The organism is Streptomyces sp. NBC_01257, from assembly GCF_035917255.1.
Taxonomy (GTDB): Bacteria; Actinomycetota; Actinomycetes; order Streptomycetales; family Streptomycetaceae; genus Streptomyces.
Genome location: NZ_CP108472.1, coordinates 23,442 through 35,635 on the forward strand (window position 1 = coordinate 23,442; position 12,194 = coordinate 35,635).

At 70.6% G+C, this 12,194-nt stretch carries 12 protein-coding genes and 1 pseudogene; 4 read left to right on the top strand and 9 right to left on the bottom strand.

What is annotated here, in order from left to right:
• Positions 1-7: 7 nt before the first annotated feature.
• From OG408_RS00110 to OG408_RS00130, 5 genes are read right to left on the bottom strand one after another with little or no spacing between them, the layout of a single operon-like run.
• Positions 8-946 carry an MBL fold metallo-hydrolase gene (locus tag OG408_RS00110; protein ID WP_326667223.1) on the bottom strand — a complete coding sequence of 313 codons (939 nt, stop codon included), beginning with the start codon at positions 944-946 and terminating at the stop codon, positions 8-10.
• A 43-nt stretch (positions 947-989) separates the two neighbouring features.
• The gene (locus tag OG408_RS00115; protein WP_326667225.1) at positions 990-1,913 is read right to left on the bottom strand and encodes an alpha/beta hydrolase; all 924 of its coding nucleotides are present in this window, start codon (positions 1,911-1,913) and stop codon (positions 990-992) included.
• 4 nt (positions 1,914-1,917) lie between these two features.
• Complete coding sequence (locus OG408_RS00120; RefSeq protein WP_285572748.1) at positions 1,918-3,033, bottom strand: FAD-dependent monooxygenase; 1,116 nt, start codon at positions 3,031-3,033, stop codon at positions 1,918-1,920.
• A gap of 11 nt (positions 3,034-3,044) precedes the next feature.
• Positions 3,045-3,998, bottom strand: coding sequence for a phosphotriesterase family protein (locus OG408_RS00125; protein ID WP_285572746.1), 954 nt, complete (start codon positions 3,996-3,998; stop codon positions 3,045-3,047).
• 50 nt (positions 3,999-4,048) lie between these two features.
• Positions 4,049-5,023 (bottom strand): phosphotriesterase, encoded by a 975-nt coding sequence (locus OG408_RS00130; protein WP_285572744.1) that lies wholly within the window; start codon positions 5,021-5,023, stop codon positions 4,049-4,051.
• A gap of 219 nt (positions 5,024-5,242) precedes the next feature.
• Between OG408_RS00130 and OG408_RS00135 the strand changes: the two genes are divergently transcribed.
• From OG408_RS00135 to OG408_RS00150, 4 genes are read left to right on the top strand one after another with little or no spacing between them, the layout of a single operon-like run.
• A complete protein-coding gene (locus OG408_RS00135) occupies positions 5,243-6,415 on the top strand; it encodes a cytochrome P450 (RefSeq protein WP_285572742.1) in 1,173 nt (390 codons plus the stop codon).
• Positions 6,412-6,600, top strand: a complete 189-nt coding sequence (locus OG408_RS00140) for a ferredoxin (protein ID WP_285572739.1) — start codon at positions 6,412-6,414, stop codon at positions 6,598-6,600. Before OG408_RS00135 ends, OG408_RS00140 begins: the two co-directional genes overlap by 4 nt.
• Positions 6,597-7,742 (top strand): NAD(P)/FAD-dependent oxidoreductase, encoded by a 1,146-nt coding sequence (locus OG408_RS00145; protein WP_326667233.1) that lies wholly within the window; start codon positions 6,597-6,599, stop codon positions 7,740-7,742. The genes OG408_RS00140 and OG408_RS00145 overlap by 4 nt, the downstream gene beginning before the upstream one ends.
• Positions 7,743-7,752: 10 nt before the next feature.
• Positions 7,753-8,679: a LysR family transcriptional regulator gene (locus OG408_RS00150; RefSeq protein WP_285572733.1), complete on the top strand. Its 927-nt coding sequence runs from the start codon at positions 7,753-7,755 to the stop codon at positions 8,677-8,679.
• Between the two features lie 110 nt (positions 8,680-8,789).
• Here OG408_RS00150 and OG408_RS00155 read toward each other — a convergent pair whose 3' ends face one another.
• The 4 genes and pseudogenes from OG408_RS00155 to OG408_RS00170 form a co-directional block, all read right to left on the bottom strand.
• On the bottom strand, positions 8,790-9,398 hold the full coding sequence (locus OG408_RS00155; RefSeq protein ID WP_326667236.1) for a TetR/AcrR family transcriptional regulator: 609 nt from the start codon (positions 9,396-9,398) through the stop codon (positions 8,790-8,792).
• Positions 9,399-9,506: 108 nt separating this feature from the next.
• Positions 9,507-10,190 carry a 3-oxoacid CoA-transferase subunit B gene (locus OG408_RS00160; RefSeq protein ID WP_326667238.1) on the bottom strand — a complete coding sequence of 228 codons (684 nt, stop codon included), beginning with the start codon at positions 10,188-10,190 and terminating at the stop codon, positions 9,507-9,509.
• Positions 10,190-10,881: pseudogene (locus OG408_RS00165) on the bottom strand (3-oxoacid CoA-transferase subunit A). Before OG408_RS00165 ends, OG408_RS00160 begins: the two are co-directional and overlap by 1 nt.
• Entirely contained in the window at positions 10,878-12,179 is a 1,302-nt protein-coding gene (locus tag OG408_RS00170; protein ID WP_326667240.1) for an FAD-dependent oxidoreductase, read from the bottom strand. Before OG408_RS00170 ends, OG408_RS00165 begins: the two are co-directional and overlap by 4 nt.
• Between the last annotated feature and the right edge of the window lie 15 nt (positions 12,180-12,194).

Below are 12,194 nucleotides of genomic sequence, written 5' to 3' on the forward strand. Positions count from 1 at the left end.
TCCTGTGCTACGAGTTCTGGTGCTGCGTGCGGTATCCGTGCATCGAGGTGAAGAACGGCGACGGTTCGAGCGCGGGGTCGCCCGTGTAGCCGAGCTCCTCGGCGGCGGGGGCGAACGGGGAGTACGGCGATGCGGTCTCCCGCAGCCCCGCCTCCAGGCAGCCGCAGGCGGCTGCGCCGACCCGGCCCTCCGCTTCGAGGCTCTGACCGAGGGCCTCCCGCGCCTGAGCGGCGTCGAGTTCGACGCCGTACGGGGTGCCGTCGGCGCGGCGGTACGGGTGCCCGAGGTACAGGTGTTCCGGACGCAGCTCGTCCCGCACGTACTCCAGTCCGGCGCGGTAGGCCGCCGGGTGCGTGTAGCCGGGGAAGCCGTTGGCGGCACCGTGGACCTGGACGGCGTCGCCGACGAACACCGAGCGCTGCCCGTCGAGGGAGTAGGCGACCGATCCGGGGGTGTGGCCCGGGATCGCGTGCACCGAGACGGTGACATCGCCGCCGAGGGAGAGGGTCTCCCCGCCGTTGACGAGCAGGGAGGGCTCCATCTCTCCGGAGATGACCGCCCGGGTGGCCGCCGCGACCTTCGTCTCGCCCTCGGGATCGCCGAGGTACCGGCCCCGCCCGGCGAGGTACTCGTCGACGTGCGCCCGCCGTGACCGGAGCATCGGTGCGTCGGCCTCGTGGATGACCACCTTCGCGCGGCGGCCGGTGAGCTCCCACAGGGCGTGCGCCCCGCCGATGTGGTCGATGTGACCGTGGGTCAGCAGGATCCAGCGCACGTCCTCGATGCGTCGGCCGATCGCCTCCAGGGCGGGAGCCATCCCCTCGGCCGGGGATGAGGCGATCCCCGTGTCGACGATGGCCGGCTCGGGGGCGTCGATGTAGAAGCTGTAGAGGCCGAACCGGCCCCACGGCGAGAACAGGGGATGGACGTTGACTGCGTGCGACATGGTCTTCTCTTTCCGGACTCGTACGTGGGGCGGGCCGGCCGGGTCAGTGCCGGCCGAGGAAGTCGCGCGTCTCGGCGAAGACCCGGTGGTACTCCGGGATCCAGGAGAAGTGCTGGACGAATCCGTGGCCCGCTCCCTCGTACCGGCTCACCGTCGCGTCCACACCGGCCTCCCGCAGCCGCCGTCCGTAGAGCTCGCCCTCGTCGCGCAGCGGGTCGTGCTCCGCGGTGACGACGAGCGCCGGCGGCAGCCCGGTGAAGTCCGTCCGTTTGACCGGGGAGACGAGCGGGTCCGCGGGGTCGGCGCCGCTGTCGAGGTAGAAGGCGTTGAAGGGCTTCAGACCGGCCGTCTCCATGCCGTAGCCCACGGCGTTCTCGCGCAGCGAGGCGTAGCGGTCGGTGTCGAAGTCCAGGTCGAGGGACGGGTAGTAGAAGATCTGGTGGGTGATCCCCTGGAAGCCGTCGTCATGGGCCCGGGCCGCGACGGCGGCGGCGAAGGTCCCGCCGGAGCTGTCGCCGGCGACGGCGAGCGTCATGCCGTCCCAGGCCAGGCTCTCGCCCTCCTCGGCGGCCCAGCGCACGACCGCGTAGCAGTCGTCGAGACCGGCGGGGAACGCGGCTTCGGGTGCCAGGCGGTAGCCGACGGAGAGGACCTTGAGCCCGGTCTCCTTCGCCAGTGAACGCGCGACGTGGTCGTGCGTGTCCAGGCTGCCGAGGAAGAACGCGCCGCCGTGGAAGTAGACGAGCACGCCGTAGCTGTCGGCGTCGGCTGGGGTGTAGATCCGCACCGGCACGTCGCCCGCCGCGGTGCGGGCCGTCACGTCGTCGACGGCGTGGAGCGGCAGGCGCTCGTCGAGGGGCGGGACGTGTGCCTCGTCCCCGGCGCGCATGGCGACGGGGTCGAGCGGGCCCGGGGCGTGGGCCGGCAGGCCGGCGATGAACTCGGCGATCTCGGGATGCAGCGTCATGGCGTCAGCCCTTCGCGCCGATGGACGCGGGCTTCTGCCCGGGGAAGACCTCGTCGATCTCGCCCTCGCTCCAGCCCTGGCGCGAGACCGCCTGCAGCGTGTCGGTCACCGGCTTCCGGGTGGCCTGGAACAGGGCCAGCGCCTCCTTCACGGAGTCCGCGTCCCGCAGGGCGTCGGCGAGTGCGCCGGCGTCCTCGACGGCGGAGTTCGCGCCCTGGCCCTGGTGGTGCAGCATCGAGTGCGCGGCGTCGCCCATCAGGACGACGGAGTCCGAGTGCCACGTGTCGATCGAGTCGATGTCGTACACGGCGCGGATGTTCACGGTGTCCATGTCGAGATCGCGCGTGATGTTCACGAGGCGCTCGTCGAAGCCCTCCACCGTGGCCAGGAGGTCGTCCTTGGTGACCTCGGGGACCCAGGTGCCGTCCGGGCACAGGGCAGTGATGTCGAACGACACCTGGTTGCGGTGGCGCAGCGGCAGCAGATAGATCTTCGTGCCCCGGCCGATGTACATGCGGAGGTTGTCGTCGACGACCATCCCGTAGGCGTCGTCGGCGGAGATGACGGCGCGGTAGGCGTGCTCGCCGGAGAAGACCGGCTCCTTGTCGCTGAACAGTTCCCGGCGGACGACCGACTTGATGCCGTCGGCGCCGATGACCAGGTCGGCCTCGACGCTCGTACCGTTGGCGAAGGTGAGGACGGCGCCGTCGCCCTTGTCCTGGACACTCTCCAGCTTGTGGCCGAGGTGCACCATGCCCTCGGGGAGCACGCTCAGCAGAGCGTCGATGAAGTCACCGCGGTGGATGAGGTGGGTGTGGGTCTGCTCGCCGGCGACCGGCCACTCCTCTTTCATGATCGGATCGCCGGTGGGCGTGAGGATCTCGAAGATCTCGCTCGGCGAGCTCACCTTCGCGATCGCGTCGAAGATCCCCCACTCGCGGAACCGGTTCATCGTGGAGGGCCGCAGACCGATGCCCGCGCCGGCCTCGCGGATCTGGTTGGCCTGCTCGTAGACGTTGACGCCGGCGCCGAGCAGGCTCAGGGCCTTGGCCGCCGACGCACCGCCGTACCCGGCTCCGACGATGGCGATCTTGAGGTTCTTGAGGTCTGAGAGCTGCATGGTGGTTCTCTCTACTTCTGGATGGTGAGGAAGGCGGCCGGGTTGTCCACGAAGATCGTCTTGATCGCGGCCTCGTCGAGACCCGCGGCACGGAGGTCCGGGATGAGGTCCTCGAAGATGTAGTTGACGGTGTGGCCCTTGACGCCCGGCCAGCCCAGCGCGCTGCAGTTGGCATCGGCGGAGGCGAGGACCTGGGTCAGACGCCCGTCGCCGATGAACCGGAGGAAGTGGTCCAGGCGTTCCTTGCGGGGACGGGCCCAGAACGGCGGGTCCGGCAGCTCGGTCTCGTAGCCGAAGGTGTCGAAGCCGATGCGTCCGCCCTGCTCCGCGATCCAGACGTCGCGCGTTTTGTCGGCATTGACGCCGTCGTCGACGTGCCCGAACAGGACGCGGTCCAGCGGGAGTCCCTCTTCGGCGAAGATCGCGATGGCGTTCTCGGCGTCGATCGCGAGGTGGGTCAGGATCGGCACGCCCGTGGTGAGCGAGGCGCGGGCCGCGGCGCGATAGATGCGCTTGTCCAGGTCCGTCATGCGGCCGCCGCGGCTCACGCCGACCTTGATGACGCCCGCGAGACTGCCGGTGTTGCCGATGCCGACGGTGATCTCGTGGACGAACTGCCGGGTCAGGTAGTCCACATCGGCCCGGGCGAAGTGCGGCAGCGCGGTGTCGCCGCCGACGAAGCCGGTGCAGGCGACGATGTGCACGCCGGTCTTCGCCGACAGCGACTTGTAGTAGTCGACGTCACGGCCGTTGCAGATCCCGGTCGCATCGACGAAGGTCCCGCCGCCGTACTCATGGAACGCGCGCAGCTTCGGGACGGTCTCCTCGTAACGCTGCTCGGGGGACTTCCACCACTTCGTGTCCAGCTCGGAGCCGGGCATGCCGTAGCCAATGTGCTCATGGATGGCCACGAGGCCCAGCTCCTCGGCCGGGATCGTCCCGAGGACGGTGTTCACTCTCGACACAACACTCACCTTTGAATGAAGAGACTTGATGGTCGTGCGCGTCGGTGCGCTCAGCGCACCGACAGCAGGTCGCGCGGGTTGTCCACGAGAATCCGCTGCACGTCCTCGTCGCTGAGACCCTGAGCCTTCAGGAGCGGGACGAAAGTGGTCAGGATGTAGCTGTACGGCAGGTCGTTTCCGGCGTGGCCCTTCGCCACCCCGGTCGAACTGCTCGACAGCAGCACCCGGTTGCCGTGGCCGTCCCGGACGAGTCCGGCGACCAGAGCGGCGCGCTCGGCGTCGCTGACGTGGTCCTCGTCCTGGACGCCGACGTGGTCGAGTGCCACGTAGGCGCCGCGACGGGCGACCTCCTGGGGAGCGCCGGCGGCGACGGCGTCCTCGCGGTCGAGTCCGGCGACGACGACGCGGTCGGCCGGCAGCTTCTCGTCCAGGGCGACGCCGAGGTCGTGCAGGGCCTCGCTGCCGTAGCGGACGGAGACCGCGACACCGGTGCCGAGGGCGGTCCGGGCCGCGCCGCGCAGCAGGCTCTCGTCGGTCGCCGTCATGCCCTCGGGGGTCGAGACGGTGGCTACCAGGCCGGCGGCGCCGCGTCGCTCCACGCGGGGAACGACCATGCCTTCGGTGACCTCCTGGGTGAAGAGGTCGGCGAACTTCTCGGCCGGCCAGGGCGTCGGCGGGTTGGTCTGCGGCGTGAGGAAGTAGCCGCCCAGCAGTTCCTCCGGCCCCTGCCCCGTCGAGGCGACGATGTGTACACCGGTCGCGCGGGAGAGCGCCTCGTAGAGCCGGAGGTCGCGGCCGTGGAACATCCCGGTGCTGTCGACGATCGTGCCGCCGCCATGGGTCCGGAAGTCCGTCAGCTTCGCGGCGAGGGTCTCGAAGACCTCTGCGCGGTCGATGGTGATGTCGAAGGCGTACTCCGCGCCCGGAACCACCGACAGCAGGGCCTCATGGACCGAGACGACGCCCAGCTCCTCGGTAGGCACCGGCCCCAGAACGGTGTTCACGGTGTTGGTCTTGACGCTCATGCCTGCCCTCACATGTACGGGTGGGGTGCATTGCACCTTGTGGCTGGCCTCACCGTAGCCATTCGCTTTACATCGCGTCAATGAATCAGACACCTAGAAAAAATATTCATCTGAGGGTGTGCCGAGGGTCGCGGAAAAGGGGTTACATCCATTCCCTGCATGTCAGTGCATGCCAATCATTCACTTGTTGGATGTGAGCGCGGCCACTTCACTGGACGCATGACCACCCCATACGCCTCCGATATCGACCTCTTCGCGGACGAGGTCGTACTCGACCCCTATCCCGTCTACGCCGAGCTGCGGGAACAGGGCTCAGTCGTCCATCTCCGGAAGAACGACGTCCATGTGCTGACGCGGTACGAAGCCATCCGCGGCGCCCTCGCCGACTGGCAGTCGTTCTCCTCGGACTCCATCGGGTTCAACCCGATGGTCAACGAGGCCCTGAGCGGCACCTCACTCGCGTCCGACCCACCGGTGCACACGCAGTTGCGGGCCACGCTCACCGAGAACCTCTCACCACGCGCGCTGCGCGGGCTGAAGGGGCGCATCGAAGCCAAGGCCGACACGCTGGTCGCCGAACTCGTCGAACAGGGCAGCTTCGAGGCGATCGACGCCCTCGCCCGGGCGTTCCCCCTGGAGGTCGTCGCCGACCTCATCGGCTTCACCGGACAGGCCCGCGACAACATGCTGCGCTGGGGACAGGCCGCCATGCAGGTCATCGGTCCGATGAACCGGCGCACGACGGAGAACTTCCCGATCGCCGGCGAGCTCTACGCCTGGTGCTCCCAGGTCCGCGCCACCGATCTGGCCGAGGGGTCCGTGGGCCGCGGCATCTTCGACGCCGAAGCACGCGGCGCCATCGCACCCGGTTCGGCAGGCGCGATCATCCACCAGTACCTCGGTGCGGGAGTCGACACCACGGTGGCGGCGATCGGCAACATCGTCGCCCTCATCGGCTCGCATCCCGGCCGGCTCGAACAGATCCGCAAGGACCCCTCGCTGGTGCCGGCGGCGTTCAACGAGGTGCTCCGCTTCTGGGCCCCCGTGCACGCCTGGGGCCGCCGCGCCACCGAGGACGTCGAGATCGACGGGACCGTCATCCCCGCAGGCGCCCAGGTCGCCGTCCTGTTCGGCGCCGGGAACCGCGACCCCCGGCACTTCGAGGACCCGGACACCTTCCTCGTCGAGCGCAACCCCGTCGACCACCTCGCGTTCGGCTACGGCCCGCACGGCTGCGCGGGCCAGGGGCTCGCCCGGCTGGAGGCCCATGCGGTGATCGACGCGCTGTCCCGGCGTGTGAAGCGCCTCGTCGTCGGACCCGAGGTCCGCATTCCCGGCAACATCACCCGGAGCATCGAGGAGCTCCCCGTCCTGGAGGTGGTCGCGGCATGAGGATCGTTCTCGACCGCCCCCGCTGCGAGGGCCACGGCCTGTGCGAGGAAGCCGCACCACAGCTCATGCACCTCGACGACGACGGCGAGCTCGTCCTCGACCGCGAGGAGATCGGCAGTGCCGACGCCGCCCCGGCGAACGCCGCCGTCCGCGTGTGCCCGGTCGCCGCGCTGAGGATCGCATGAGCGGCACGCCGGCGGACCGCGTCGTGGTCGTGGGCAACGGGATCGCCGGCCTCACCGCGGCCGACACGCTCCGTGAGGCCGGCTTCGACGGCGAGCTGACGATCGTCGGCGACGAACCCCACCCGGCGTACAGCCGCCCGGCGCTGTCCAAGGCGCTCCTGCTCGACGACGCCGACCTGACGTCGCACGAGCTCCCCCCGGCCGGCCACGGGGCGACGGAACTCCTGGGCGTACGTGCGACCGGGCTGAACCTCGACCGCCGGCTCGTGACGCTCGACGACGGCACCGCACTCCCCTACGACCGTGTCGTCCTCGCCTCCGGCTCCCGGGCGCGACGGTTGTCCGCCCTGCCCGGCGAGCTCACCCTGCGGGGTCTCGACGACGCCCTCCGTCTGCGGGGCCGGCTGGCGGCCGGGCCCTCGGTCGTCGTGGTCGGCGGGGGACCTCTCGGGATGGAGATCGCCTCCGGATGCCTGGCCGCCGGCTGCCGGGTCACCCTCATCTCCCAGGGGATGCCCCTGTCGGTCCAGCTCGGGCCGTACCTGGCCGGTGTCTTCGTCGGGGCCGCGCTGGACCTGGGGCTCACCCTCGTGGAGACCGGATCGGCGCGCATCGAAGGGGCCGGCGACAGCGCCCGGGCCGTGCTCGACGACGGCACGGTCCTCGAAGCGGACCTTCTCGTTTCCGCCGTCGGCGATATCCCCAACACGGAGTGGCTCGTGGACACGGGACTTGTCTCCCGGGGCGGCGTCATCCCGGTCGACGCCCGGGGACTCGTCCGACCCGATGTCGCGGCCGTCGGCGACCTCGCGGCCTTCCCCACCACATACGGTCTGCGCCGCCTCCCCCTGTGGAGCAGCGCGATCGAGCAGGCGAAGACCGCCGCACGGGCGCTCGTCCACGGCGAGGACGCGCCGCCGCTCCGGCTCCAGCCGTACTTCTGGACGGAGCAGTTCGGACTGCGCCTCAAGGCGGTGGGCTTTCTGCCGCTGGAGGGGGAACCCGCGTACGTCGACGGAGGTCCCGGCGGTGAGCCGGCGCTGATGCGCTGGTCCCACGCCGACGGCACCGGTGCGGCCGTGGCGCTCAACTACCGGATCCCGATCCCCCGGCTGCGTCGCATGACCCGGGCGGACTCGTAAGGTCTGCTCCATGAACGACGGCGAAGAGGGCACCACGGGTTCGGGGCTGGACCGGCTGGCCTCGGTCAACCTCAATCTGCTGGTGCCCCTTCTCGCGCTCCTGGAGGAGGGCTCGGTGACCAGGGCGGCGGAGCGGGTCGGGCTGTCGCAGCCGGCCATGAGCCACGCCCTCACGCGCATGCGGCGGCTGCTGGGTGACGACCTCGTCGTCCGGCAGGGGACCGGCGTCACGCTCACCCCGCGCGCGCTGGAGTTGATCGCGCCCCTGCGCAGCGCCCTGGAGCAGACCGCGCGCATCGTGGACTTCCCGTGCTTCGACCCCGCCACGGACCGGCGCGTCATCACGGTCGCCATGACGAACAGCACGGCGTTCGTCGTCGGCCCCCACCTCACCCGGCTCGTCGCCGAGCGCGCCCCGCACGCCACCCTGCGCGTGCGCACGATCACGGTGCCGACCGAGGCCACCTTCACCGACAAGGGCGTCGACGTCGTGCTGCTCTCCGAGGGCCACTTCTCGCCGTACCCGCGCGAGCGGCTGTACAACGACCGCTGTGTGGTGGTGGCCTCACCGGACACCCCGCCAGAGGCGAGCGCTCTCGAACTCCTCACCACACAGCGGCACATCGTCGTCGACACCGAACGGCGCGTCTTCCCCTACGCGTTGCTGGAGGAGCACGGGATCACCTACCGGGTCGGTCAGCTGATCTCCGACTTCCTGCTGGTTCCGTTCCTGGTCGCCCGTGCCGGGGGTGGCGTCGCGCTCCTGCGGTTCCAGGTGGCCACCGCCATGCGGGCGCTCACCGAGCTGCGGATCGAGGAGTTCCCGTTCCCGCTTCCGGGGCTCGGGATCGACATCGTGTGGAACCCCCGCCTGACCGATCAGTACTTCACTCAATGGCTGCGGGCGCTGCTGTTCGACGCCGCGGCAGGTCTGTGAACACGACGGCGGGCGCCGCTGTTCGACGCCACGGCGCGTCCGCGAAGACGACGGCGGGCGCTGCCGCGCAGCGCCCGCCGTCGTGCCGGTGACCGCGACCGCGACCGCGTTCAGTGCAGCAGGCGTACCCAGCTCGTCCCGAGCTCGTCGAGCATCTGGTCGCGGGTGAGCTTCCACTCGGCGCGGTGCCAGTTCTGGGCCACGAAGTCGAGCTCGGCCATCGCCAGCACACCCCGGAAGTGGCGCTGATACGGCTCAAGGCGCCCGGCCGCCGCCAGTCCGTCCTCGATGTCGCCGATGGCCTCCTCCATCCATCGCTCGACCAGGTCGGTGAGTTCCGGATCGACCACCGCGGCGTCCCGGCCGATCCGGATGAGGGGCCAGATCGCCGGCCAGCTGTCGGCGGTGCGGCGCATCCAGTCCGTGATCGCCTCCGGCGATCCGTCGGCGACGGTGGCCACGAGGCCCTGCGCGGTGGAACCGTGCTCGGGCGATCCGACGCGCTGCAGGACCTCGTTGAGCTGCTCGTCGATGAGGGCCTGCATCAGCTCGCTGCGGGAGGAGAAGTACGCGTAGAAGGTCGCCCGCGTCGTACCCGCCGCGGTCGCGATGTCGTCGACCGTGGTGACGGCGTACCCCTTCGCCTTGAACTGCTCGATTCCCGACTCCAGCAGCAGACGCCGGGTCATCTGCTTCTGTGCCTCACGAAGGTTCGCCATGACCGGATCCTAACGCGATGGGGTGCGTCGATCGCACGAGGCGGATGGGTACCACACAGACCGCACCGAGTCCTGACGCACCGTAATCCGACCGGCCGCGGCGGCGGCTCACCGGATCAGGTCAACGGCCAGCAGTTCCCGCAGCTCCTCGACCGTGGCCCCGTACGTCTCCAGGACCCTGACCCCGTCCGGACCGGGCACGAAGACGCCGTAGTCGGTGTAGACACGGCTGACGCAGCCGCTGCCGGTGAGCGGGCAGGTGCAGAAGGGCACGAGCTTGGGTGCGCCGTCCCGGGTGAACAGCCTCATCATCACCAGGACCTCCCGGGCGCCGACGGCCAGGTCCATCGCGCCGCCGACGGCGGGGATGGCATCCGGGTCGCCGGTGTGCCAGTTGGCCAGGTCACCGTGGGCAGAGACCTCGAAGGCGCCGAGGACGCACACGTCCAGGTGGCCGCCCCGCATCATCGCGAAGGAGTCGGCATGGTGGAAGTACGCCGCCCCGGGCAGCTCGGTGACCGGGACCTTCCCCGCGTTCGTGAGGTCGGGGTCGATCGCGTCGCCCTCCGCGGCCGGGCCCATGCCGAGCATCCCGTTCTCGGTGTGCAGCACGATCCCCGCGTCCGCCGGCAGGTGCTCGGCGATCCGGGTCGGCTGCCCGATGCCGAGGTTGACGTAGGAGCCGGGCGCGATGTCGCGGGCGACGCGGGCCGCGAGTTCGTCGGTGGTGAGCGGGCCCCGGCCGAGGTGCTCCACGGGTCCGGTGCCGGGCATGGCGTGGGTGGCCGTCATCAGCGGGCTCCTTGCACGGTCAGTCGCCGGGTCTCGGCCCGTACGAGGCGGTCGACGTAGATCCCGGGCGTGACCACGGTCTCCGGGTCGATCTCCCCGGCGGCCACGATGTCGGTGACCTGGGCGACGACGGTCGTGGCCGCGGTGGCCATGACGGGGCCGAAGTTCCTGGCGGTCCTGCGGTGGAGGAGGTTGCCCAGGGTGTCCGCGCGGTGCGCCGAGATCAGGGCCACGTCTCCCTTGGCCGGGTACTCCAGGACGTGGGCGCGCCCGTCGATCTCCCGGGTCTCCTTGCCCTCGGCGAGGAGGGTGCCGGCGCCGACGGGGCAGTAGAAGGCACCGATGCCGGCGCCTGCGGCCGCATCCGTTCGGCGAGGGTGCCCTGCGGCACCACCTCCAGCTCGATGCGCCCGAACCGGTACAGCTCGTCGAACACATAGGAGTCGCTCTGCCGGGGGAAGGAGCAGATCACCTTGCGGACCCGGCCCGCCTTGAGCAGCGCGGCCAGTCCCACCTCGCCGTTCCCGGCGTTGTTGGACACCACGGTCAGCTCACCGGCGCCCTGCCGGATCAGGGCGTCGATGAGGTCGAACGGCATGCCCGCCAGACCGAATCCGCCCACCAGGACCGTCGAGCCGTCCTCGACACCCGCGACGGCCTCGTCCGCCGTCGCGGCGATGGTCGTGATCATGCCGGGGCCACCCGGTGAGCGGCGTCGTCCCCGAGCCGGGCCGAGGAAAGCGGGATCGGGGTGAACATCGCGGGTTCCTCGTCGGGCTCCAGTGCGGTGGGACCGTACACCCAGTCGGTGAAGGCGTAGTCGTGGTCGTCCCGGCCACGCATGATCGCGTTGCGCCGCAGCCGCTTCTCCCCGTCCAGGTGCCACAGCTCGCCCCAGGCGCGGGCGGTGGTCTGCACCCTGCGGCAGTGCTCGACGCGGACCGCCTCGTATGAGGCGAGCACGGCGTCCCAGTCCGGTACCCGCGTGTGCGCGGCGGTCTGGCGGGCGACGTGCCGGGCGAAGACCCAGCCGTCCTCGATCGCCATGACCGCGCCCTGCGCCATGTACTGGAGCGGCGGGTGGGCGGCGTCGCCGAGCAGGGCGATCCTGCCGTGCACCCATGTCTCGACCGGGCCGCGGTCCAGCATCTGCCACCAGCGGTCGCGCCACATCAAGGGGATGCCCTTGCGTACGGTGTCGCAGGTGGCGGCGAAGGCCGCGTCCAGCTCGTCCGGCGTACCCCAGTCGTCCTGCCCGGCCAGGGCCTTCGGCGACTCGAACACGGCGACCTGGTTGAACATGTCGCCGCCGCGGAGCGCGTACTGCACGAAGTGGCAGCGCGGTCCGACGTACACGGTGACGTCCTTCTCGGCGATGCCGTTGTCGCGCACCTCGTCGATCGGGACGGCCGCGCGGTAGGCGACGTAGTCGGAGCTGACCACCTCGTCGCCGACCAGTTTGCGCCGCGCCACCGAGTGCAGTCCGTCGGCGGCGACGACCACCGGCGCCTCCTGGGTGCTGCCGTCCGCCAGGTGGATCCGGGCGCCGCCGTCGGTGTGCTCGTAGTCGGTCACCGTCCGGTCGGTCAGCAGCTCCACACCGGCCCGGCGGCAGGCGCGCAGGAAGATGGCGTGCAGGTCGCTGCGGTGGATCACCATGTACGGGAAGCCGTAGCGCCGCTCCAGATCCCGCAGGTCGAGCCGGGTCAGCTCGCGCGCGTCGAGGGCGTCGCGCATCACCATGTTCTCCGGGAGTACGCCCAGCTCCCTGGCCTCGTCGAGCAGGCCGTACTCGTCGAGGATGCGGGTGCAGTTGGGCGCGATCTGGAGGCCGGCGCCGACCTCGCCGAACTCAGGAGCGCGTTCGAGGACGCGTACGCGCAGTCCCTGCCGGGCGAGGGCGAAGGCGGAGCTGAGGCCGCCGATGCCTCCGCCGACGACGATCGCGTCGGGGTGGTCGCCGGTGGGGGGCGTCGCAGGGTGGTTCATCGTCTCTTCCTCGTA

Coding starts and splice junctions, on each gene's coding strand:
- OG408_RS00140 (WP_285572739.1), top strand. CDS start 6,412: ATGAGGATCGTTCTCGACCGCCCCCGCTGCGAGGGCCACGGCCTGTGC.
- OG408_RS00120 (WP_285572748.1), bottom strand. CDS start 3,033: ATGCAGCTCTCAGACCTCAAGAACCTCAAGATCGCCATCGTCGGAGCC.
- OG408_RS00160 (WP_326667238.1), bottom strand. CDS start 10,190: ATGACGGCCACCCACGCCATGCCCGGCACCGGACCCGTGGAGCACCTC.
- OG408_RS00155 (WP_326667236.1), bottom strand. CDS start 9,398: ATGGCGAACCTTCGTGAGGCACAGAAGCAGATGACCCGGCGTCTGCTG.
- OG408_RS00115 (WP_326667225.1), bottom strand. CDS start 1,913: ATGACGCTGCATCCCGAGATCGCCGAGTTCATCGCCGGCCTGCCGGCC.
- OG408_RS00145 (WP_326667233.1), top strand. CDS start 6,597: ATGAGCGGCACGCCGGCGGACCGCGTCGTGGTCGTGGGCAACGGGATC.
- OG408_RS00135 (WP_285572742.1), top strand. CDS start 5,243: ATGACCACCCCATACGCCTCCGATATCGACCTCTTCGCGGACGAGGTC.
- OG408_RS00150 (WP_285572733.1), top strand. CDS start 7,753: ATGAACGACGGCGAAGAGGGCACCACGGGTTCGGGGCTGGACCGGCTG.
- OG408_RS00130 (WP_285572744.1), bottom strand. CDS start 5,023: ATGAGCGTCAAGACCAACACCGTGAACACCGTTCTGGGGCCGGTGCCT.
- OG408_RS00110 (WP_326667223.1), bottom strand. CDS start 946: ATGTCGCACGCAGTCAACGTCCATCCCCTGTTCTCGCCGTGGGGCCGG.
- OG408_RS00170 (WP_326667240.1), bottom strand. CDS start 12,179: ATGAACCACCCTGCGACGCCCCCCACCGGCGACCACCCCGACGCGATC.